At 34.5% G+C, this 22,856-nt stretch carries 20 protein-coding genes and 1 tRNA gene; 10 read left to right on the top strand and 11 right to left on the bottom strand.

Features of this window, described 5'->3' with window-relative positions; genetic code table 11:
* Positions 1-40: 40 nt before the first annotated feature.
* Positions 41-691: a protein-L-isoaspartate(D-aspartate) O-methyltransferase gene (locus tag CGC52_RS01460; protein ID WP_095893228.1), complete on the bottom strand. Its 651-nt coding sequence runs from the start codon at positions 689-691 to the stop codon at positions 41-43.
* 123 nt (positions 692-814) lie between these two features.
* Between CGC52_RS01460 and CGC52_RS01455 the strand changes: the two genes are divergently transcribed.
* The 7 genes from CGC52_RS01455 (at position 815) to msrB (ending at position 10,375) form a co-directional block, all read left to right on the top strand.
* Positions 815-1,624: a M48 family metallopeptidase gene (locus CGC52_RS01455; RefSeq protein WP_042006252.1), complete on the top strand. Its 810-nt coding sequence runs from the start codon at positions 815-817 to the stop codon at positions 1,622-1,624.
* 391 nt (positions 1,625-2,015) lie between these two features.
* The gene (locus CGC52_RS01450; RefSeq protein WP_095893227.1) at positions 2,016-3,488 is read left to right on the top strand and encodes a TolC family protein; all 1,473 of its coding nucleotides are present in this window, start codon (positions 2,016-2,018) and stop codon (positions 3,486-3,488) included.
* A gap of 14 nt (positions 3,489-3,502) precedes the next feature.
* Positions 3,503-4,630 carry a BF3164 family lipoprotein gene (locus tag CGC52_RS01445; RefSeq protein ID WP_095893226.1) on the top strand — a complete coding sequence of 376 codons (1,128 nt, stop codon included), beginning with the start codon at positions 3,503-3,505 and terminating at the stop codon, positions 4,628-4,630.
* A gap of 12 nt (positions 4,631-4,642) precedes the next feature.
* The gene (locus CGC52_RS01440; protein ID WP_095893225.1) at positions 4,643-7,798 is read left to right on the top strand and encodes an efflux RND transporter permease subunit; all 3,156 of its coding nucleotides are present in this window, start codon (positions 4,643-4,645) and stop codon (positions 7,796-7,798) included.
* Between the two features lie 65 nt (positions 7,799-7,863).
* Complete coding sequence (locus CGC52_RS01435; RefSeq protein ID WP_095893224.1) at positions 7,864-8,421, top strand: RNA polymerase sigma factor; 558 nt, start codon at positions 7,864-7,866, stop codon at positions 8,419-8,421.
* 360 nt (positions 8,422-8,781) lie between these two features.
* Positions 8,782-9,240, top strand: coding sequence for a DUF417 family protein (locus CGC52_RS01425; protein WP_095893223.1), 459 nt, complete (start codon positions 8,782-8,784; stop codon positions 9,238-9,240).
* 19 nt (positions 9,241-9,259) lie between these two features.
* The gene (gene msrB, locus CGC52_RS01420) at positions 9,260-10,375 is read left to right on the top strand and encodes a peptide-methionine (R)-S-oxide reductase MsrB (protein ID WP_095893222.1); all 1,116 of its coding nucleotides are present in this window, start codon (positions 9,260-9,262) and stop codon (positions 10,373-10,375) included.
* Between the two features lie 110 nt (positions 10,376-10,485).
* Here the strand turns inward: msrB and CGC52_RS01415 are convergent, their stop codons facing one another.
* The 8 genes from CGC52_RS01415 to CGC52_RS01380 all read right to left on the bottom strand — a co-directional run bounded on the left by CGC52_RS01415 (position 10,486) and on the right by CGC52_RS01380 (position 17,690).
* Positions 10,486-10,917 (bottom strand): hypothetical protein, encoded by a 432-nt coding sequence (locus CGC52_RS01415; RefSeq protein WP_095893221.1) that lies wholly within the window; start codon positions 10,915-10,917, stop codon positions 10,486-10,488.
* 15 nt (positions 10,918-10,932) lie between these two features.
* Entirely contained in the window at positions 10,933-11,424 is a 492-nt protein-coding gene (locus CGC52_RS01410; protein WP_042006237.1) for a hypothetical protein, read from the bottom strand.
* 31 nt (positions 11,425-11,455) lie between these two features.
* Positions 11,456-11,995 (bottom strand): RNA polymerase sigma factor, encoded by a 540-nt coding sequence (locus CGC52_RS01405; RefSeq protein ID WP_042006236.1) that lies wholly within the window; start codon positions 11,993-11,995, stop codon positions 11,456-11,458.
* A gap of 3 nt (positions 11,996-11,998) precedes the next feature.
* Positions 11,999-13,834: an ABC transporter ATP-binding protein gene (locus tag CGC52_RS01400; RefSeq protein WP_042006235.1), complete on the bottom strand. Its 1,836-nt coding sequence runs from the start codon at positions 13,832-13,834 to the stop codon at positions 11,999-12,001.
* A gap of 237 nt (positions 13,835-14,071) precedes the next feature.
* Positions 14,072-15,154, bottom strand: coding sequence for an AMP-binding protein (locus CGC52_RS01395; RefSeq protein ID WP_042006233.1), 1,083 nt, complete (start codon positions 15,152-15,154; stop codon positions 14,072-14,074).
* A 227-nt stretch (positions 15,155-15,381) separates the two neighbouring features.
* The gene (locus CGC52_RS01390) at positions 15,382-15,612 is read right to left on the bottom strand and encodes a hypothetical protein (protein WP_042006231.1); all 231 of its coding nucleotides are present in this window, start codon (positions 15,610-15,612) and stop codon (positions 15,382-15,384) included.
* A 202-nt stretch (positions 15,613-15,814) separates the two neighbouring features.
* Positions 15,815-17,059, bottom strand: a complete 1,245-nt coding sequence (locus CGC52_RS01385; protein ID WP_095893220.1) for an alginate export family protein — start codon at positions 17,057-17,059, stop codon at positions 15,815-15,817.
* 211 nt (positions 17,060-17,270) lie between these two features.
* Positions 17,271-17,690 carry a hypothetical protein gene (locus CGC52_RS01380; RefSeq protein ID WP_232751828.1) on the bottom strand — a complete coding sequence of 140 codons (420 nt, stop codon included), beginning with the start codon at positions 17,688-17,690 and terminating at the stop codon, positions 17,271-17,273.
* 144 nt (positions 17,691-17,834) lie between these two features.
* On the opposite strand from CGC52_RS01380, the gene CGC52_RS01375 reads away from it, so the two are divergent.
* The 3 genes from CGC52_RS01375 (at position 17,835) to creD (ending at position 20,299) form a co-directional block, all read left to right on the top strand.
* Positions 17,835-18,458: a hypothetical protein gene (locus CGC52_RS01375; RefSeq protein ID WP_095893219.1), complete on the top strand. Its 624-nt coding sequence runs from the start codon at positions 17,835-17,837 to the stop codon at positions 18,456-18,458.
* Between the two features lie 81 nt (positions 18,459-18,539).
* On the top strand, positions 18,540-18,842 hold the full coding sequence (locus CGC52_RS01370) for a transcriptional regulator (RefSeq protein ID WP_042006222.1): 303 nt from the start codon (positions 18,540-18,542) through the stop codon (positions 18,840-18,842).
* A gap of 77 nt (positions 18,843-18,919) precedes the next feature.
* A complete protein-coding gene (creD, locus tag CGC52_RS01365) occupies positions 18,920-20,299 on the top strand; it encodes a cell envelope integrity protein CreD (RefSeq protein WP_042006220.1) in 1,380 nt (459 codons plus the stop codon).
* A gap of 25 nt (positions 20,300-20,324) precedes the next feature.
* Here creD and CGC52_RS01360 read toward each other — a convergent pair.
* Positions 20,325-20,397 (bottom strand) — tRNA-Pro (locus tag CGC52_RS01360).
* Positions 20,398-20,446: 49 nt separating this feature from the next.
* A complete protein-coding gene (locus tag CGC52_RS01355) occupies positions 20,447-22,648 on the bottom strand; it encodes a bifunctional (p)ppGpp synthetase/guanosine-3',5'-bis(diphosphate) 3'-pyrophosphohydrolase (RefSeq protein WP_095893218.1) in 2,202 nt (733 codons plus the stop codon).
* Between the last annotated feature and the right edge of the window lie 208 nt (positions 22,649-22,856).

The raw sequence follows: 22,856 nt of genomic DNA, 5'->3' as shown, positions 1-22,856 counted from the left end.
AGGTATTATTCTTACTCTTGTACAAACAGAAGAATGTTACTTATGTTTTATCTTTAAGCATTGGAACAAATTGAAAATCACCGTATTCCGTTTTGTGAAATTCCGTATCTGATATACGTTCAAAAAGGGTCATTACTTGGGTTTCTATTCCAATAGGTACTACTAATCGCCCCCCTATAGCTAACTGAGATAACAACGTCATAGGCACTTCGGGAGCTCCTGCTGTCACTAAAATACGATCGAATGGAGCTTCGTTTGGTAAACCTTTATAACCATCGCCAAAATACATTTTTGGCAGACGAGACATTAATTTAGGTAATAACAACTGCGTTTGTTTGAACAATTTGTGTTGACGTTCAATCGTATAAACTCTTGCTCCTAAAAAAACTAATACACAGGACTGATAGCCACTGCCAGTACCTATCTCCAGCACCTTTTGTCCTGTCGAAACTTCTAATAATTCAGTTTGAAAAGCCACTGTGTAGGGTTGTGAAATTGTCTGTCCTTCTCCTATAGGAAAAGGCTTGTCTTGATAGGCGTGCATTTCAAAACCGCTGTCCATGAACAAATGACGTGGAATTATGCGAATAGCCTCTAAAACATCTTGGTTTTTTATTCCTTTGGCTCTGAGCAAATCAACTAACTGATTTCGCATTCCTTTATGTTTCAAGGTGTCATTTAGTTGTAACATAACAATCGTTTATCCTCAGTGAGCAAAGGTATTATTTTTTTTTCATTTTTGTAAAATTATTTAGTTCAAAAGTCATACTTTTTTTATTAACTTTGCCCTGAAAACATATCAATATAATATTTTATGAAGAGAATTAGTATCATTGTGATTCTGTTGGTCGTTTTTTCATGCAAAACGAATCCATTTACAGGTAAAAGTACGTTTAACTTTATGCCGAATAGTAATTTATTTCCATTGTCTTTTTCTCAATATTCTTCTTTTTTGAGTGAAAATAAGGTCATTACTGGAACTAAAGAAACCGAAATGGTAAAAAAAGTGGGGCAACGTATTGCGAAAGCAGCTCAAATGTGGTTGGAACATAACGGATATAAAGATTATCTAAAGGACTATCAATGGGAATATAATCTGGTACAAAGCGATCAGGTAAATGCTTGGTGTATGCCAGGAGGAAAAATTGTAGTTTACACAGGAATTTTACCTATCACACAAACCGAAACAGGCTTAGCGGTGGTTATGGGACACGAAATAGCACATGCTTTGGCTGACCATGGAGCTCGACGCATGAGTGTAGGTACAACACAACAACTTGTCGGAATGTTAGGAAACGTAGCTTTACAGAACAGTAAGTATTTAGATGAGTTTAATATGGCGTATAACGTTGGTTCTCAGGTAGGTGTAACCCTTCCTTTTAGTAGAGCTCATGAAACGGAAGCGGATGAAATAGGAATTCAAATCATGGCAATAGCAGGATATGATCCAGAAGAAGCACCAAGACTATGGGAACGCATGGATGCTAATAGTTCAGGTGGCACCATTGAGTTACTCAGTACCCACCCTTCAAATGCCTCAAGGATAGCTAATCTCAAAAGTATGGTTCCTAAAGCAAGAGCCGAAGCTGCAAAATTTGGTATTAGAACGTTCCAATATAACTAAGTTACTTTCGTATTCTGAGAGTAGATTTTCAATCAATAGGCAAATTCCCTTATTTAATTAAGTTAAGTTAGGGGATTTGTGTGTTTATGACCTCAAATAAAAATAAAAATTTTACTAATGCCAAAAAATATACGGACTTGGTATTGATGGTACTGTATACGAATATGAGTTGAGTAATATTTTGTAAAATTTGATGGGTAATTACGGAAATCAGTAATGCAAAAAACGGTTGAGGTAGCTTTATTGTTTCCAAGTTGAGCGTATTAAAGGGCTGTTCAAGATGATAAAAGTTATGTATTTTAACATTTTGGACGGTTTCTTTTTGTTTATAAGATAGAATGTTTATATTTTTGCGTTATTCTTTATCTGGAATGAAACTCATGTCATTATTATGAAAGCAGTATTATCTTTACTATTTATCCTATTTTTCTTCTTTTCTTTTTCCCAAGAGAAAACAATGACTTTAACTTTGGAACAGTTAGTGACGATGGCAAACGGTCAGTCTATAGCTTCGTTTAAGGCAAAAAATATGTACCTATCGAATTATTGGAGTTTTAAATCGTTCAAAGCAAACCGATTACCATCTCTTTCACTGAGTATGACGCCTTTGCGTTACAATCGGGATTTTGTAAGGCGGTACGATTCCCAACAAAATATTGATGTGTACCGCCCACAACAAACCTTGTTTTCACACGGAAACCTTTCTCTAATTCAGAATTTTGATTGGTTAGGGGGAACCTTTTTTGTAGACTCAGAGTTAGGGTATCATCGTAATTTTAGCGACAATAAGTTTACCCAATATTCAAGCGTACCCATTCGTATAGGATACAGACAGCAACTTTTGGGGTATAATCCGTTTAAGTGGGAAAAAAGAATCGAACCCATCAAATACGAAGCTGCCCAAAAAGAGCTTCTTTACAACTTGGAACAAACAGCAGAAGAGGCTACTAATTACTTTTTTAACTTAGCGATGGCACAAGCGGAGTACAAATTAGCAAAGGAAAAAATACAAAGTGCAGATACGTTATACAACATCGGAAAAGAACGTTTTGAAATTGCTGCCATTCGCCAATCTGACCTGATGACGCTACGTTTGGATAAAATCAATGCTGAAAATGCTCTACAAACTGCTGAAATTAGTGTAAAAAGAGCAATGTTTGCGTTGGTTTCTTACTTAAACTTGGAAAAAGATACTAAAATTCTATTGGATATACCCCAAAAGGTAAAAAACATCACCATAAACCCTGAAGAAGCACTCAGTTATGCCAAGAAAAACAATCCTAACTTCTTAAAACAAAAAATACAGATATTGGAACTGCAACAAACGGTGGATAAAACCAAACGAGAAGCGAGATTTAATATGGGTGTTTCGGCAAGTGTAGGTTTTAATCAAGTAGCTCCGAGCTTTGACAAGGTCTATAACTCCCCCTTACAGCAGGATGTGTTTGCCATCACGCTTTCTGTCCCGATTTTGGATTGGGGTGTGAATAAGGGCAAATACAATATAGCAAAAAGTAATCTTTCAGTGGCAGAACTCTCTACCAAACAAGAAGAAATCAAAATCGAAGAGGAAATACTGATGACTTTGGGAGATTTTCAAGTACAACAGCAAATCATCATCAGCGCACAAGAAGCCTTGGAGTTGGCATCGCAGGCATACCAACAAACCCAAGAACGATTTATCATTGGTAAGGCAGACATTAATAGTCTTACCCTTGCTAATGACCGACACCAACAAGCACAACGCAATTATATTTCAGCTCTTCGAAACTATTGGCTAAATTATTACAAAATACGAAAATATACCTTATTTGATTTTGAAGCGGGAGTACCTATAACAACCTCTTTTAACGAAATTCGTTAATTTTCCAAAATATTATGAACGCAAAAAGTATTTTATTCGGAATAGGACTACTGTTTTTGGGAGCTTGTGGAGACAATAAAACGGCACAAAAACAAGAAGAAAAGGAAAAAATACAACTTTTTCAAAAAGAAGAATTTGTTACAGAATTAGCTCGACTTGAAGCGGGTGAACTATTTTTCAAAAATAAAAATCCGTTTGGAGATGATATTTTATTGAAAGGAAAACAGATTGTGGGTGATACAGCTATCTTTTCAGTTAGGGAAAGTCAGCTGCTAATCAAAAATAATTATTTGATAATGAAGAGTCTAACAAATCCTGTTTTTTATATTTTCAATCTTCCTGATCTAAGACTTCAAAAGTCATTGGGTAAAAGAGGGCAAGCTCCTGATGACTTTTTGCTTCCCACAATAATTTCTTCCGTTAGTAATGATTGGCTCTGCTACTTGTTTGAAAATTCGCAGAATAAACTCTATGGTTTAGATGAAAAAGGTGATATCCAAATTATTAATAAGCCATTTGAAGAATTTAAAAAGCAAGAACTTGGTGCGACCTTACAACTTGCCAATGTAAGTGATGATGACTTTATGTACGTGACGGATAGTAAAACAGGTAAAAGTATTTTTCGCATTACACAGAAGGGAGATTCCACCAACAAAAAAGAAGTTTTTAACCTTGGATTAAATCCCACCCGAAAATCTCCTTTTGCTTACATTGGTGATTTTGCTGTAAATCCTCAAAAAAACCGAATGGCATATGCTTATAAATATTTCAAAATCATCAAATTTATGGATTTGGAAGCTCAAACCGTTCGTACAATTAATTTTGAACGAGATAGATTTAATGAAGAAAGTCCTTATAAAATAAACGGATTAGACCAAAATATAACTCACTATTGGGGAGCTTGTGCACAAGATAATTATGTTTATTTTCTCTATAGTGGACGTACTCCTGAGGATGTATGGAAAGAATCTCAGAAAGAAAATTATTATATTTTTGTTGAACAATACGATTGGAATGGCAATCCTATTTGCCGATACAAGTTAGACCAATGGGGATATTTCACTGTTGACGAGAAAAACAAAAAACTATATTTGGCTTCAACAAATCACGATGACCCTTTTTTTGAGTTTCAATTGCCTTAATATAATTAAAAAATGTCTTTTAATCGGCCTAAAATATCCTCATTCAGCATTATTTTAGTGTTTTTGTGCATTTCTTTAACGGGGATAGCACTTGTTCCTTTATTGCCTGTAAAGTTAGCACCCTCCCAAAATCTCCCTGCTCTGACAGTGTCTTTTTCGATGCCCGGAAGTGCATCGCGTGTGGTGGAAATGGAAGCTACTTCAAAGATAGAAGCGATGCTTGCTCGTATCAAAGGTATTAAAAAAATTACTTCGCGTTCGGGAAATGGTTGGGGAAGTGTTTCCTTGGAAATGGATAAACACACTTCCATTGATGTTGCTCGTTTTGAGGCATCCACCGTTATAAGGCAGTTATGGAGTGATTTACCAAGAGGTGTTTCTTACCCACAATTGCAAGTGCGTCGCCCTGATGAAAATGCCAATCGCCCTTTTCTGAATTATACGCTCAATGCATCAGCACCGCCTATTACTATTCAAAACTATTGTGAAAACAGCATCAAACCCCGACTTAGTGAGATTGAAGGTATCTATAAAGTGGATGTAAACGGAGCAACTCCTATGGAATGGCAACTTCAATACGACAACGACCAACTGAACCGAATGGGAGTAAGTGTGGACGAAATCCAACGAGCCATACAGTTGCATTATAATACACAATTTTTGGGTATTGGAGAAATTGAAGATAATGGAAATGTTCGAAAATTTGCACGAGTTGTCTTAGGAGATGCTTCTGAAAAAGAAACTTTTGACGCTTCCAAAATTTCTGTCACCAATAAAGACGGAAAGATACTCTATTTGAATCAATTAGTAAATGTCAGTAGGGTGGAACAAGCTCCCCGAAGCTATTACCGTATCAACGGACTCAATTCCATCTATATTTCCATTTCGGCAGAAGAAAACGCCAATCAATTGCAGTTGAGTAGCGAGATCAAAAAATTGATGGAAGATATTAGAAAAAATCTTCCGCAAGGGTATGAATTACATCAGAGTTACGACGCTACCGAATACATCAAAGATGAACTCAACAAAATTTACTTCCGAAGTGGGCTTACTATCCTGATTTTATTGGCTTTTGTATTGCTCATCTCACGAAATTTTAAATATCTGTTCCTTATCGTTAGCAGTTTGTTCATCAATCTGGCAATAGCTGTTGTGCTGTATTATTTTTTACGTTTGGAAGTACAACTCTATTCACTGGCAGGGATTACCATTTCCCTCAATTTGATGATAGACAATACTATCATAATGACCGATCATTTGCAAACCAAAAATAATCGAAAGGTCTTCTTACCGATTTTGGCAGCTACGCTAACTACCATCGGAGCTCTTTGTATGATTTTCTTTTTAGACGAGCGATTGCGACTCAATCTACAAGATTTTGCGATGGTGATCGCCATCAATTTAGCAGTTTCGTTGCTGGTAGCTCTATTTTTCGTGCCTGCAATGATGGAAAGAATCAAAATAACCAAGAAAACACGAAAATCACGACGGAAATTCCGTATATCGAAGTGTTTTATTGTAAAAACAAGCCTATTTTATCAAAAAATCATTTTGCTTTTAAAGAAAGGGAAATGGGCGGTGTACGTGTTTTTTATTCTTCTGTTTGGGCTACCTGTTTTTTTGCTTCCTGATAAAATTGATAAGGAAACCCAATGGGCAGAGCTATACAATAGCGTTTTCAATACGACAACCTACAAAGAAAAAATAAAACCCATAACCGATAAAGTTTTGGGAGGAACACTGCGTTTGTTTGTTCAGAATGTGTATGAGCGGGGATATTTTGACCGAAATCAGGAAATGGTCTTAACTATCACTTCCTCAATGCCCAACGGAACTACGCTCTCACAGATGAATACTTTGGTACAACGAATGGAAAGTTATCTTTCTACTTTTTCTGAGATAAAACAGTTTCAAACCTCTATAAATAGCCCTAACAGAGCTTCCATTTCTGTGTATTTTACCAAGGAAGCGGAACGCTCGGGATTTCCGTACAGACTGAAAAATAGTGTGATTACCAAAGCCTTGGAATTGGGTGGTGGTAGTTGGGGCGTTTTCGGACTGGAAGACAGAGGATTTAGCAATGACGTGAAAGAAACTGCTGGAAGTTTTTCGGTAAAATTGTTGGGATATAACTACGATGAGTTGAACACTTGGGCAGACTCTCTCAAAAACAATTTACTAAAACATCGCCGTATTCAGGAGGTGACCATTGGTTCGGATATATCTTATTACAAAGATGATTATCAGGAATTTATATTTAACTTAGATAAAAAACAACTTGCTATCCAGAATATGTCTCCTTCTCGATTGTTTAATTCGCTTTCGAGTATGTTTGGGAGAGATATTTGGGTAGGAAGATTATTTGTTGACGGACAAAATGAAGATATCGTACTTCACAGTAAGCAATCCAAAACATACGATATTTGGGCATTGCAACACGCTGGAAATCATTTTGACGAACAATTTCATAAACTGAATCAATTTGCTCAAATTACCAAAGGACAAGCTCCGAAAGAAATCGCCAAAGAAAATCAACAATACCGATTGATAGTGCAGTTTAATTACATAGGTTCTTCCCAACAGGGAAATAAGGTACTTGATAATGAAATAGAAAAGCTCAACAGTAGCTTGCCTTCGGGATATAAAGCCGAAAAACAAGGTTGGAATTGGAATTGGGGAAAAGATAAAAAACAATATTGGCTATTGGGTTTGCTTATTGCGATTATCTTTTTTACTACTTCCATTTTGTTTAATTCGCTCAAACAACCTTTTATTGTTATTTTGATTATCCCTATATCATTTATTGGGGTTTTTCTTACGTTTTATAGTTTCGACTTGAATTTTGACCAAGGCGGATTTGCTTCGTTCGTATTGCTTTCAGGGATTACGGTAAATGCTAATATTTACATTTTAAATGAGTATAACGGTCTTCGTAAAAAATACCCTAATCTTTCCTCAGTAAGAGCTTATTTGAAAGCGTGGAACAGTAAAATCATTCCGATATTACTTACCATAATTTCTACTATTTTAGGATTTATCCCTTTTGTAATCGGACTTAAAAGAGAGGCTTTTTGGTTTCCACTTGCTGCAGGAACCATGGGAGGATTGCTCTTTTCGCTGGTAGGAATTTTTATATTGTTACCGATGTTGGTTGTCAAAAGAAAATAATCTTTATGTTTAAAAATTGAAAAGTTCACACTTTAAGGACTATTTAGTATTTCAAAAAATAAAAGATGGTAGATAAAACAAAAGACCAACAAATAACGCTGTGGATTGAAATGTATTCAGAGTCATTGCTCAATAGGGCTTTATACTTGGTTTCGGATAAGGAAGATGCGGCCGATATCGTGCAAGAAGTTTTTCTTGTAGCTTACACTTCATTTGAATCTTTTCAAGAGAAAAGTAGTCCACTTACGTGGTTGTACAATATTCTTCGCAATAAAACAGCCGATTTTTATCGGAATAAGTATAAAAATCCTGTCAGTACGAGTCTTTCTGATTTTTTTGATGAAGATGGAATCTGGACAGATCAGAGCGTCTTAAACTTTTGGCAAGAAATATCAGAAAATTCCTCAGAAAAGGAAGATTTTTCACGAGCTTTGGACGAATGTATCGAAAAACTGCCTCAACGATGGAGGTTTCTCGTTAAACTTTATTATTTAGAAGAGAAAAAGACGGAAGTAGTCTGTCAGGAAATGGAAATTTCAACGACTAATATGTGGAAAATATTGCAAAGGAGTCGTTTGCAGCTCAGAAAATGTTTGGAAATTAATTGGTTTGGAGATGTTTAGCAGAATTATTCATTATTTTATATTGCCTTGTAGTGAAATTTCATTGCTTATTGAAAAGAAAACAGCAAGGAAAATTTCTTTCTTTGAAAAAATACGTCTTTTTTTACATCTGCGGTTGTGTCGTTTGTGTAAAATGTATCACAAAAAAGTAATGTTTTTGGATAAATCACTTCAAAATACAGAAATCACTGAAAAAAAAGTTGTTTTTAATCATTCTGAAATTCAGTTATTTAAGCGTAAAATGAAAGAAAATTTAAAAAAATAGTTCTTTTTTTGTCAGGTTTTTTAAAAGTTAACGACTATAAGGATGTACGATTAATCATACATTTTTAATAGATAACCTTTTAATAATTAAACCAGATGGAAAAACAAATTTCAAATTGTCCGTTGTCGGATGAAAAAATCTACAAAATAGGCTATTACGTATCTCTTTTCGGGACAGCTTTAATTTTATTTTGGATAGGAATTTTCAAATTCACAACTGCTGAAGCCAATGCGATAAAACCTTTGGTCGAAAATCATTTCTTAACATTTTGGGCATACGATTTGATGAGTGTACAAGCCGTTTCAAATCTTGTCGGTATCGTTGAAATTACATTGGCTTTATTGCTTTTACTCAGTCCGTTTTTTCCAAAATTGAGAAAATATGCTGCCTACGGAATGATAGTAACTTTTTTATTAACAATTAGTTATTTGTTTACTACTCCAAATATGTGGCGAAAAGTAGAATGGCTACCAATTACAGATTTTTTTATACTGAAAGACCTTGTATTGTTGGGTTTCAGCCTAATGTTGATAGGAAAACAAGAAAAAAAATAATTTTAAATTAGATGTCAAAATGAAAAATATAATTACTTTTATGGCGGTATTGCCTATCATGATTTTGCTTACAAGTCAATGCAAAATCTCAAAGGAATCAGTGAAAATTCAAGAGTCAGTTATGAAAAAGCAGAATATGGATATCAAAACAAAGAATAACAAAAAGGATATGAAAGAAATTTATTTTGCGGGAGGTTGTTTTTGGGGAACAGAACACTTCTTTAAGCAAATTCGTGGTGTTATTGCCACTCAAGTTGGGTATGCCAACGGAAATACCCAAAGGCCAAGTTATGAAGAAGTATATACCGATAAAACGGGATTTACGGAAGCTGTGAAAGTTGTTTATGACCCGAAAGAGGTTGATTTACAATTGCTTTTGGATTTATTCTACAAAACTATCGACCCAACCAGTTTAAACAAACAAGGAAACGATATAGGAACTCGTTATCGCACAGGGATTTACACTACGGATGATGTCGATAGAAAAATCATTGAAAAATCGCTTAACGAATTAGCTTCCAAGTACAATCAGCCGATTGTGGTAGAGAATTTACCATTGAAAAATTTCTATGATGCAGAAGATTTTCATCAGGATTATTTGGATAAAAATCCAGAAGGATATTGCCATATCAGTCCTAAATTGTTTCAGATGGCAAAAAAAGCCAATCCATTGCCTAAGAACAACAAAAAGGTGTACAAAAAGCCCAATGATGAGGTTTTAAAAAAGCAATTAACTGAAATTCAGTATAATGTAACCCAGAAAAACGCTACGGAACGTCCTTTTCACAATGAATATTGGAATGAATTTCGCGAAGGAATTTATGTGGATATTACCACAGGTGAGCCTCTTTTCATTTCAACAGATAAATTTGAATCGGGATGCGGTTGGCCAAGTTTTTCCAAACCGATTGATAAAAAACTCATTGCGGAGAAAATAGATAAATCGCACGGAATGACCCGTGTAGAAGTTCGAAGCAAAACAGGTGACGCTCATTTAGGACACGTATTTACAGATGGACCTTTGGACAAGGGAGGATTGCGTTACTGTATCAATAGTGCTTCTCTGCGTTTCATTCCAAAGGAAGAAATGAAAAAGGAAGGGTATGGTGATTATTTGAAACTGCTGAAGAAATAAATTCTTCTTATTAGATTTGGACTTCTAATAAAAATGTTCACAAAACAACAAGAGACCATATTCAAACGGTCTCTTGTTGTCTTATAATGTAACTTCGAAGAAGCAGGTATTTATTTCGAATTTTTGTACTGTGTCATTAGTTTTCTATGAAAATCTCTTTCTGCATTTTTCAATAATACTAATTTTCGTGCAGAGATAACTTTTAAAAGTTCTTTATCTTTATCCTTGCTTATTTTTGAAATTTTATCTCCTAATTCAGTGTCTTTTTTCAAAATTTCCAAAGCCTCTTTTTCGGTCAGATTCTCTTTCTTAGAAAAACCATGTCTACGACACGTTTTGGCTTCGGTATGTAAATCGTGTAAAATTTTATTATATTTTTCGTATATAGGCCAAAACTTTTTTGCCTCTTCAGCAGTTAAACTCACTTCTTCGGTGATATATCCTATTTTTAGAGTTTTTATACGCTCATAGTTATCCTCTTTTTGAGCAAAAATAGAAAAAGTAAATAAATTAAATAACAAGAAAGTATAAATCAATTTCATAATTACCTATTTTTTTTAATATTCATCTAATCTATAATCGTATTCTGACAAGTAACTGTCAATATTTCCAAAGGATTGTATGTCCCCAACCAAAAAATTATCTAAGTGAACATCTTCAGATTCTTCAACTATCAGGTAAGATTTATCTTCGATATATATATCGCTGAAATAACCCTGAATCTCTGCCGAAGTTAAATCCGAAAAATGAACGTTATTATTTTGATTGTGAGATGTATACATCCAAACAGAAGAGAGTATGAGAGCTGTAAAAACCGATGCTACGGCATATCTGACAAATGAGAACATCCGTGTTTTCGTTTTTTTCGTTGTAGCTTTCAAAATAGCTTGTTTTGACTTCTCAAAATACCTCTCTGGAACAATAAATGTTTCTTTATTAGGTGCATACTCTTCCAATTCAACCCTATTCATCAATTTCTTTTTGAACTGGTCAAAATAATTTTCGGGCAGTTGCATTCCCGATTGAATATGTAAATTATCTTCGTTCATTTCCTCTAAGACGATAAAAAAGTAAAAAAGTTTAATGACTTTCTAAATAATTTTTAATTTTCTGTACAGCATGATGATATGAAGATTTCAACGCTCCCACTGAAGTACCCAAAATTTCAGAAATTTCCTCATATTTCAATTCTTCAAAATATTTCATATTGAATACAATTTGCTGTTTTTCAGGTAACGAAGATATGGCTTGTTGGAATTTTCGCTCAATTTCGTCGCCTTCAAAATAAGTATCAGCTTCTAAGTGCGAACTTCGGTCGTATTGCAAATCTTCGATAGTACAATTTTTCTCATTAGCTTTCTTTTTCAAAAAATCAAGAGCTTGATTGGTCGCTATGCGGTAAATCCATGAAAATAAAGAGCTATCTCCTCTGAAATTTTCAATACTTCGGAAAATTTTGATAAATGTTTCTTGTAATACATCATCAGCATCATCGTGTGAAATTACAATACGACGGATATGCCAATAAAGTCGCTTTTGGTACAAATCGACCAAAATTTCAAAAGCCTTTCCTCTTTTTTTCTCATTTTGAAGTTGTGATATGAGCTCTTTTTCGTCCAAATTTTATGTTTCAAAAGATTGCATTTCTACCAGTTTTCGATATACGCCATCTTTGGCAAGTAACTCTCCATGAGTACCTTGTTCTACGATGCGCCCCTTTTGCATTACCACGATTAAATCCGCATTTTGGATGGTTGAAAGTCGATGAGCAATGACAATTGAAGTTCGATTTTTCATCATATTTTCCAAAGCACTTTGTACCAAACGCTCACTTTCCGTATCTAATGCTGAGGTGGCTTCATCTAAAATCATAATGGGTGGATTTTTTAAAACAGCACGGGCGATACTCAACCGTTGTTTTTGCCCACCACTGAGTTTACTGCCGGAATCACCTATGTTTGTGTCAAACCCCTCGGGTAGGTCTTTGATAAATTCGTAAGCATTTGCCACTTTGGATGCGTCCAAAATAGCCTCATCGTTAGCAGTCGGATTTCCTATCAGTAAATTGTTCTTTATGCTGTCATTAAATAAGATTGAATCTTGTGAGACCACGCCGATAAGTCTGCGTAAATGACTTATTTTTAGTTGTTTGATGTCTATTCCATCGATTTCGATAGTTCCTTCATTAACATCGTAAAAGCGAGTTATAAGATTGGCGATCGTACTTTTTCCACTTCCCGATTGCCCCACCAAAGCAATGGTTTTTCCTTTGGGAATTTCTAGTGAAAAATCAGTTAAAACGTTTTGTTCTCCGTATCGGAATGTGATGTTTTTCAGTGAAATAGCTGATGAAAAATCAAAAATTTCGGTTGCATTCTCTTTTTCCTTAATTGGATTGTCATATTCCAAAATCTCGAATACGCGTTCGGCTGCGGCATTTCCTCTACGGAAATCGTACGAGGCTTTGCTAATTGCTTTGGCAGGGGTTAAAATGTTGTAAGCCAATCCCATAAAAGCGATAAACGCAGCTCCATCTAAACTTTTTTCCACCAAAACCATTGTTCCACCAAACCATAAAAGCGTAGCAATCATCAATATTCCTAAAAATTCGCTCATGGGCGAGGCTAAGTTTTGTCGGTTACCTAAATTATTTGCCAATTTAAAAAAACGATGCGTTGACTCCTCAAATCTTTTTTGGAAAGTTTTTTCGGCATTGAATGCTTTTACAACTCGCAATCCGCCGACGGTTTCTTCAATGAGTGATAAAAATTTGCCTTGTTCTTGCTGTACTTTTGTGGATTGCTTTTTTAGTGATTTTCCTATTTTGGAAATAATCCACCCTGAAAGTGGAATAAATACAAAAGTGAAAATGGTTAATTTTATACTGATACCGAGCATCATTACAATTGAAAATATAATTGTAAGAGGCTCACGTACAATGAGTTCTAATATAGATAAAAAGGAATGCTGAACTTCTCCTACATCACCAGCCACACGAGCTATGATGTCTCCTTTTCGTTGTTCTGAAAAGTAGGAAAGCGGTAGATTGGTAATTTTTTTATAGAGTTTGTTACGTAAATCTTTCAAAACGCCATTTCGCAAATGGGTAATGAAAAATACTGCTATATAGTTAAATAAATTTTTCAGTAAGAACAACAAAATTACCAAACAGATGACAATAGTGAGTGCTGATACAGAATCCTCACCTACCATATTCGAAATTTTGTAGTTTAGCCATTTTTTTCCGTAGTCCACTAAATCGGAGACGTTTCCAGAGAAAGTGGGCACTTCGTAAACCCTGCTCTCTTTCTTTCCAAACAAAATGTCCAACATGGGAATCAATGATACAAACGACAAAGCACTGAATAATGCATATAATACATTAAAAAGCACATTTAAGAAAGCGTATTTCTTATATGGGTATATATATGGTATGAATTTTTTTAAATTAGGATTCATTTTTTTTGGATTCTGAATTTTATTTTACAGGAGTATGTTTTTTAAAAAACTTTCTCATATTATATTCATCAGCTACATTTGTCAATTTTTGGTGTAGTTACGATGATTAATAACGCAATTTGAATTTAGGAAAACATTATTTACTTTTATGTGAAAGACTCAAATTTCATAAAAAAAACTCAAAAAACGCACATAAAAACACGAATTTTGAGTTTTTTATCTATCTGAAAAACATACTTATTTGTTGTGTTTTTTCACAGTTTCGTCTCTTCGAACCTTCCCGTTATCTGTGTATTCAAATTTTGGAACAAAATAAATAGCTCGTGGCACTTCCAATTTTAACATATCTTTATCAACAAACAAATCATGCGATAAAGTTGGATAATCTTTTTCATTACCTTCTATGTATAAAACCGCTTTCTCCCCAAGTTTTTCGTCAGGTTCGCTGGTTAAAAAGTACTGGTTTTTGATATATTTTTTCATTTTACGCTCCACACTTTCAGGAAATACTTTGAATCCGCCCGAATTGATTACATTATCGTAACGTCCCACCCAAATAAACTCAGTTTGAGATATTAGTTCCACAATATCATTCGTAACCACCAAATGATCCGCGATTTGAGGTGCGTTGATTACCAAACATTTTCGGTCATCTTGTGAAAAGGTAACACCCGGTAGTGCTTTGTAACTTTCTTCGTGGGTAGCGGTGTGATTCACTCTACGCATTGCAATATGTGAGATAGTTTCCGTCATTCCATATGAAGAGTAAACATGTGTAGAAACATTTTGCAATTTGTTTTCCAAATCTTCATCGATGGAAGCTCCTCCCAAAATCAATTTTTTCACCCGATGTAAATCGTACAACGACTTTGAAGCTTGTAAAGGAATCATCGCTGAGAAATCATAGTCACGGTTAGTTAATGCTAAAGGCATTGACGAGGGCTGGATGATATCTAAATGCAATCCTAAAATGATAGAACGGATAATCATCATTTTTCCAGCAATGAAATCAGCTGGTAAGCAGAAAAGAGCCGTATTTTTAGGTGATAAATTTAGATATTTACCTGTAGCCAATGCTGAGTTGACCATAAACTGCTTTTTCAAATGTATTACCTTAGGAACACCTGTTGAACCAGAAGTAGTTGCTTCAATAAAGTCACGATTATCCAACCAATTTAACAAGAAATCTCCGACAGATTTCAGATGATTCTCTCCGTTTTTTACATAGTCGGTAGCCAAGATAAGCAACCGTTCTCTGTCCATTGGAAAATTGTCAATTTTGAAATCTCTATGTATGAATGTATAATCTATTTCGTTCATTATGTTTATTTTTTTATGCTATGTATTAATTAATTATCTAAAAATGTATGTAAATCTTGTAACACAAATATCTTGGAAATAAAGTGTTTATTTCCTTATGTTTTATGAAAAAATAGAGGTGCAAATATACGAAAAGGATAGGGAAGTTAAAAATAATCGTAAAAATATTTTTATCGGGTAGATTTAACCTTTAAGGCTATGTCTGTTTTTGAGCTTTTCTAGTTGATTTACAAATCAAAAACAGAACTTCGTTTGGTGTAGAATAGGTCTTTTATCCTTAATAAAGATGCTAATAACAGATAGATTCCGAACCAAGCTCCGAGTGTAGCAAACGTGCTGTATATGAAAAATATACGTACATCTTTAGCTCGTACACCTAGCTTTTCTGCTATTCGAGAGGAAACTGCAAATCCGTGTTTTTCCAAAAAAAAACGAAAATCGAACAATTTTTGTTTCATATCTGATTAATTACCTTGCAAATATAGTAAAAAATAGGTACATGATTCACTTTGTTTTTAAAATCTTTATTGATGTTGCACCTGTAATTTGTAATCTAAATGATATTATTCGATGAATAATTTTGAAAGTACTCATAAAAAAACCGCTTGATTCTCAATAATCAAGCGGAATATTACAAGTTTTTTTGTAAGAAAGAGTATCTTACTGTTTGGTAGTGAATAAGGTTGGTTTTATGTTCAATTGCACCCAGAACCAATTTTGCATATCGTGAGTTATGGGCGTTTTTATGGCATCAGAAGGCAAATGATGTGAGTATCCAATGTTTAAGCCAACATCTTTGCGGAATTGCTGTGTGAACATAAAGTCTAACTCGGTTCCGAGATAGCTTTTGTTATCAGCACGTTTTGCATTGCTCATAAAAATATGCGGCATGAATAGCAAATTTGATTTCTCATTGAATTTAACAATGGCTTTAGCATAGATATCGTTGAGTCCTGTGGTTCCCTGTAAATTTTGACCTAAGTAGTAAAAATCCATATGCCCGTTGAACTTGTGAGCCGTTCCGTACAGAGGATTGAAACTTTTGATTTTAGCAGAAGTGTCATCATAGTCTCTACCGCTAAGCATTTCCATTCCCAATCCTGCGGTAAACTCCTGTGTCTTATAAATTAACTCAGCCCGAAGTTGATATGCCGAAACGCTTGTTTTTTGAAATTTTCCAAATTGGTAATAAGCACTTGCTTCCAGCATTAGGCTTGATATCGGGAAAATACCGTAAAAACCAGTGGTTTGCATGTTCGACACACCATCTTGTTTTCCTGATGAGTCAAAGTCTTGAAATCCATTGTTGATAAACAAAAAGCTAAGTGAATTGTCCTGCCATTTTTTGTTGGCTCTTAAAAACTGCATCGTTTTGTATGTGTTTTTTGAAGTGTTTCCAATGGCATAAGCGTTTCCTACGTTAAGTTGTCCTTCTTGGTTGAATGCCAACCCAACGTTTAGAAAATTTTTATACGAAACGACTGCTGCATCATGAAAACGACCATATTGAGACCAATCCAATCCTCCTAAGATCCGCTCATCATCATACGAAATGACTTGTCGTCCTAATTTTACATTCCAATTTTCATCAATTTGCATTTTTGCCCAAGCTTCAAAAAAACCTAAATGATTTTTTAATTCTGCTTGAGGTTGTTGTGCATCGCCCCAAGTAAAAATTTGCTGTGCTGTCAAGCGAAGTTCTAACCACTCGTTTTGATAGGAAGTTCCCAATCGAGCTCGTTGGTTTACAAAAAAAGCAGGTTTCTCTTCTTTTTGAAAAAGCCTTCCCTGACCGTGCCGATATTCAGATCGAGTTCTGAAATTAGCGTCAACAGAGAAATCTTGTGCGACCAAAGTACTAAATCCCACAAGGAATAATAACGTTGTTAAGAAATGTTTTTTCATTTGCAATGGTATTAGTTTGTTTAAATAACTTTCATATCTCTATAAGAGATTTTTTAATCTCTTATACAAGATAGCACAAATATACACACTATTTTTTATAAAATGAAAAAATAAATCTTAAAAATTACGTTTATCACAATAAATTGTTTGTTTTTTGCGTATAAATATGATATTTATCATTTCTGAGGATATAAAATAATTTTTTGATAGATTATTCCTGTCTTTCCACTTTTTTGTAGAAGTATTCAATTCCCGCTGTATTTTTCACCGTAAATGATTTTTCCGATAGCGACTCCAAGGTTTCTACCCATTTATTGTCTTTGGAGGTATAATTCATCTCCCAAGTATTACCTTTTTTGACGATTGAGAAAAATTCGGCATCCTCACTCGTTTGGTACTTACCAAAAAGTTGTGGATAAACCTTTTTACGAAATCCGCTGTTATCCTTCAAGTCGATATAATCGTAGGTTGTATTTATTTCGTATATTTTTACAGATTTGTCAGCTAAGATAACCTTTTCAATTTCCCAATACCCATTGAGTAGCACCAATTCCTTCTCAGTGATTTTATTTTTGCAAGATGTTGATAGTAAGATTAATAATACAATTATAGTATACTGAATTGTTTTCATAAGTATGTCAAATTATTACAACTTTATCTTTATTTAAAAAACGTTTACGTACGAATATCGGAGGTCAAATTTACAAAAAATATGCGAGAAAGTTTTGTTATTTCCTTTTTTCGTTGTTACTTTGCATTTCAAAGGACTTTAAAAATGGAAGATAAAAGCTATTTAGAAGATTTACAGCATATTAAACAAATGATGCGAAAATCTACTCAATTTCTGTCATTGAGTGGACTTTCTGGAGTGTTAGCTGGAGTGTATGCACTCATTGGAGCCTATGTTGTTCATCTTTTGCTTGAAAAACATTATGCTTATAATCAATTTGTTATCTTAGAAAGTAAAACGTTTAAGGCTATTTTAGGAGTTGCAGCAACTGTATTGATACTCTCATTAGTAACGGCTTATATATTATCACAACGCAAAGCAAGACGTAGGGGAGAAACTTTAATCAACGCCACTTCGAAACGTGCTTTTTGGAATTTTGCCATTCCAATGCTTACAGGGGGGATACTGATTTTCTTGCTGCTAAAGAATGAATATTATGGATTATTAGCACCTATGACTTTGATCTTCTATGGTTTAGCTTGTGTGAATGTCAGTAGATATACCTTTGGGGATGTTCGTTATTTGGGAATAACTGAAGTTATTTTGGGCTTGTTGGCTGTACAATTTTCAGGCTATGGATTGCTCTTTTGGGAGATTGGTTTTGGAGTATGTCATATTTTTTACGGTTTGTTAATGTATTTTAAATATGATAGGGGTAGGGTGGAGTAGTTTTCTCTTTCTTAAAACCTGTACCAAAATCACCATTTTATACTGATGAACATCTGTTTTAAAGGAAATAAAAATTAAAAATTGAAGGAACTTTTACAACATATAAATAAAGCATTCGATAATCGCACACGATTGGGGATTATGTCAATACTTATGGTCAATGAAAGTGCTGATTTCAATACCTTAAAGGAATTACTTGACGTCACAGATGGAAATTTAGCAAGTCATACAAAATCCCTTGAAAACGAGGAGTATATCGTTGTAGAGAAACGTTTTATCGGTCGTAAAACCAATACTACCTACAAAGCAACAGAAAAAGGACGAAAGGCTTTCCAAAGCCATATACTAGCCTTGGAAAAAATTATAAAAGGGACTGAAAATTAGTGAGTTCTATTTTTTTAATTTTAAACTTTGAAATTCAAAGAACTTTTAAATTTATTATTAATATAAAAATAAACGTTATGGAATCAAATCAAAAATCATTTATCGCAACATTGTTGCAATCAAGTACCGCTCGAATGGTCATGGTCGGAATTTTAATTTTGGTATTGCTAATTCCGTTAGAATTAGTAAAAAGTTTAGTTAGAGAACGCAAATACCGACAGGAGGAAGTCATAGGTGAAATCAATTCAAAATGGGGGGAGAAAGTGTTTTTCTATGGGCCTATTTTAAAGGTTCCTTACACTTCCTACGAGAAAAATACCGTTTATGACAAAAAATTAGGGACAACTGTTATAGAGCGAAAAGCCCAACAAAATGTAGCGTACTTTTTTCCTGAGACATTAAAAAATATTTCGAACGTGATGACCGAAACTAAAAAGCGTAATAATTATGAGTCGGTGGTGTTCACAGCTGAAATGGAATTCGAAGGGAAGTATGTAAAACCAGATTTCTCGTCAAAAAATATCCCTGAAGAAGATATTCACTGGGATAAAGCTACTATTTTGATTCGAACAACCAATTTATCAAGCATAAAAAATGGTGTTTCCATCAATTTATCAGGGAAATCGTATCCTTTCGAGCCTATTTATGAAGAAAGTTCTTCGAATTATGCTGAATATGATGAGTATAACGGTCATACAGGAACCTATTTCGTAGTATCTTCATTAGAAACATCTTTTTTTAACCTAAAAGAGCATTTTGATAATGGTAATTTTAATTTTTCGATAAAATATGATGGAAGTTCAAGCATTAGTATCGTCCCGATTGGAAAAATTACAGAAAGTACAGTTAAATCGAATTGGAAAGATCCGAGTTTTAAAGGCAATTTCTTGCCGTATCAAAAAGAAATTACAAATAGCGGATTTTCAGCTGATTGGAAAGTGTTACATATCAATCGTCCTTTTGCTCAACAATCTTTTGGTGTGTTACCAAGTATTGAAAAATACACTTTCGATGTAGATTTTGTAATCCCTGTGGATGAATATCAGCAAAATGAAAGGGCTAGTAAGTATGGATTTTTGGTTATAGGACTTACATTTTTAATTTTCTTTTTGATACAAACCATTAGTAAAGTAAAAATTCATATTTTTCAATATACGATGATAGGCTTAGCTTTAATCATGTTTTATACACTTTTGATTTCGATTACAGAGCATAGTAGCTTTTCAAAAGCGTATCTTATTGCATCATTAATGGTTATTTTACTCATTAGCTTATACTCGGTATCCATATTGAAAAACAGAAAGTTTCCATTTTTTATAGGATGCTCACTATCAGCTGTATATGGATTTATTTATGTGATTATTCAATTGGAGAACTACGCACTTTTAGTGGGAAGCATTGGCTTGTTTGCAATTCTCGCTATCGTGATGTACGTTTCGAGGAAAATAGAATGGTAAGAGAGTTATAATGCAATGAAGAAAGTCGGGGTGACTGGACTCGAACCAGCGACCACACGCACCCCATACGTGTACGCTACCAACTGCGCCACACCCCGATTTTTCGGTTGCAAATATACTATTTTTTATTTAAATTCCTAATCTTTCCTATAACCTGTTTACTTTATCAATACCTTTGATATGTTTCAAATCTAACATCAATTGCTTTAGAGTAGCGTTATTGTTCACTGTAATTGATAGCTTTCCGTTGAACATATTTCCCTCTGTGTCTATGTTTATGTTTGTCATTTTTACAAATTTATTACTTCCAATGGTTTGTGAAATATCAGCTACCAACCCATCACGATCTAAACCGCTAATTCGGATAGCGACTTTAAATTCTTGTTCGGCTGATTTTACCCATTTGGCAACCATGATACGGTAAGCATAGTTTGACTGCATTGAAATAGCATTCGGACAGTTTTTTTTATGTACCTTAACTCCCTCATTGATAGTAATAAACCCAAAAATAGGATCCCCAGAAATAGGGTTACAACATTTAGCAAACGTATAGTCCAAAGATTCCTCTTCTTTGCCAAAAACAATGCTATCGTAGTGTTCATTTGAACTTTCCACCTCTTCCACCACATTCTTTTTACTGGTGATTTTGCTTTTGAAAAAGTTGAAGAATGATGAACGTTTTGAAGCAAAATCTCTAAGCATCTGGTTTGTGATTTCTCCCGTACCAACTTGGTAAAAAATATCCAAACTTGTTTTGGTTTTGAAATGGCTAACTAAGTCGTTTACAACATCTTCTGTAAGGATTACTTTCAATTGTTTCAATTTGCGTTGCAACAGTTCCCGTCCTTCGGCAGCTACCGTTTTAACCTCTTCTTTGAGAGCTGATTTGATTTTGCTTCGAGCCTTAGCTGTAGTTGCATAGTTCAGCCAGTTTTTGTTTGGTTTGGCATTTTCAGCGGTGATGATTTCTACTTGATCGCCGCTTTTCAGAACATGGCTTAGGGGAACGAGTTTGTTGTTTACCTTTGCCCCACGAGTTTTCATTCCTACCCCCGTATGGATGTAAAATGCAAAGTCAATCGGTGTGGCTCCTTTAGGTAAGGATTTGATTTCTCCATTAGGGGTAAAGACAAAAATTTCTTTGGCATAGAGGTTTAGTTTGAAATCCTCAACGAAATCCACAGCATTACCATCACTATTTTCCAATACTTCTTGCAAACGATTAAGCCATACTTCAATCCCTGCTTCTTCCTGGTTTCCGTGCTTATATTTGAAGTGAGCAGCATATCCCTTTTCGGCAATTTCGTGCATACGCTCACTGCGTATTTGAACCTCCACCCAGCGTCCTTTAGGCCCCATTACGGTAATATGCAATGCTTCATAACCTGTTGATTTTGGTGCTGATATCCAATCGCGAAGCCTTGTTGGATTGGGGCGAAAATGATCCGTAACAATAGAGTAAATTTTCCATGCTAAAAACTTCTCTTCCTCAGGAGTGCTTTTATAAATGATACGTATGGCAAATTTATCATATATTTCTTCAAAGGTAACGCCTTGATTTTCCATCTTTTTGTAAATTGAGTAGATAGATTTCGGACGACCTTTGATACGGTATTCTATTTTTTGACTGTTTAAAGATGATTCAATGATTTTGGTAAATGATTCTATATAGCTTTTTTGCTCTTCTTTCGATTCTTCCATCTTACCGAGTATGCTGTAATAATACTCAGGGTCTGTGTACTTTAGCCCTAAATCCTCCAATTCGGTTTTAATGTTGTATAACCCGATACGATGTGCTAATGGAGCATAGATGTACAAGGTTTCAGAAGCTATTTTGGCTTGTTTGTGTTCCGCCATTGAGTCCATCGTTTGCATATTATGCAGACGATCAGCGATTTTGATGATAATTACACGCACATCATCGTTCATCGTTAAAAGCAGTTTTCTGAAATTTTCAGCCTGTAATGATATATCTTTTTCTTTACTTAGGTTGGAAATTTTAGTAAGTCCTTCAACGATATGTGCCACTGTTTTGCCAAAAAGACGTTCCATATCTTCCACAGTGTGGTCGGTATCTTCAACTACATCATGTAACAAAGCTGCAGCAATGGAAACGGCATCCAAACCAATTTGCGAAGCTACAATTTTAGCTACTGCAATCGGATGTAGAATGTAAGGCTCACCACTTTTGCGACGTTGTTCTTTATGAGCATCTACCGCCGTGTCGAAAGCTAGTCGAATTAGTTTTTTGTCATCTTCCGTAAGTGTCTGATAACTAATACTTAATAGCTCTTTGTACTCCCGAGCTATTATTTTATTTTCTTCCTCCAAGTCAAAATTCCATCCCATAGCCTCAAAATGTTTTGTTTGTGAATTATCTTAAAAAATCTAAAAAATATTTCTTTTTTTTCAGTGAAATTTAAGTAATTCAGAAAGAGGTATATTACTTATTTTTAGGAAAAATACGAGTTTTTGTGTCTTTCTGAATCTGTATGTGTCTGAAAAATAAATATTTAATTTTTAATACCTTGTTGAATTTTGTTCAGAATGATATTCT

Source organism: Capnocytophaga sp. H2931 (assembly GCF_002302535.1).
In the GTDB taxonomy this organism is placed as follows: domain Bacteria; phylum Bacteroidota; class Bacteroidia; order Flavobacteriales; family Flavobacteriaceae; genus Capnocytophaga; species Capnocytophaga canis.
This window is presented reverse-complemented; position numbering and strand designations above follow the sequence as displayed.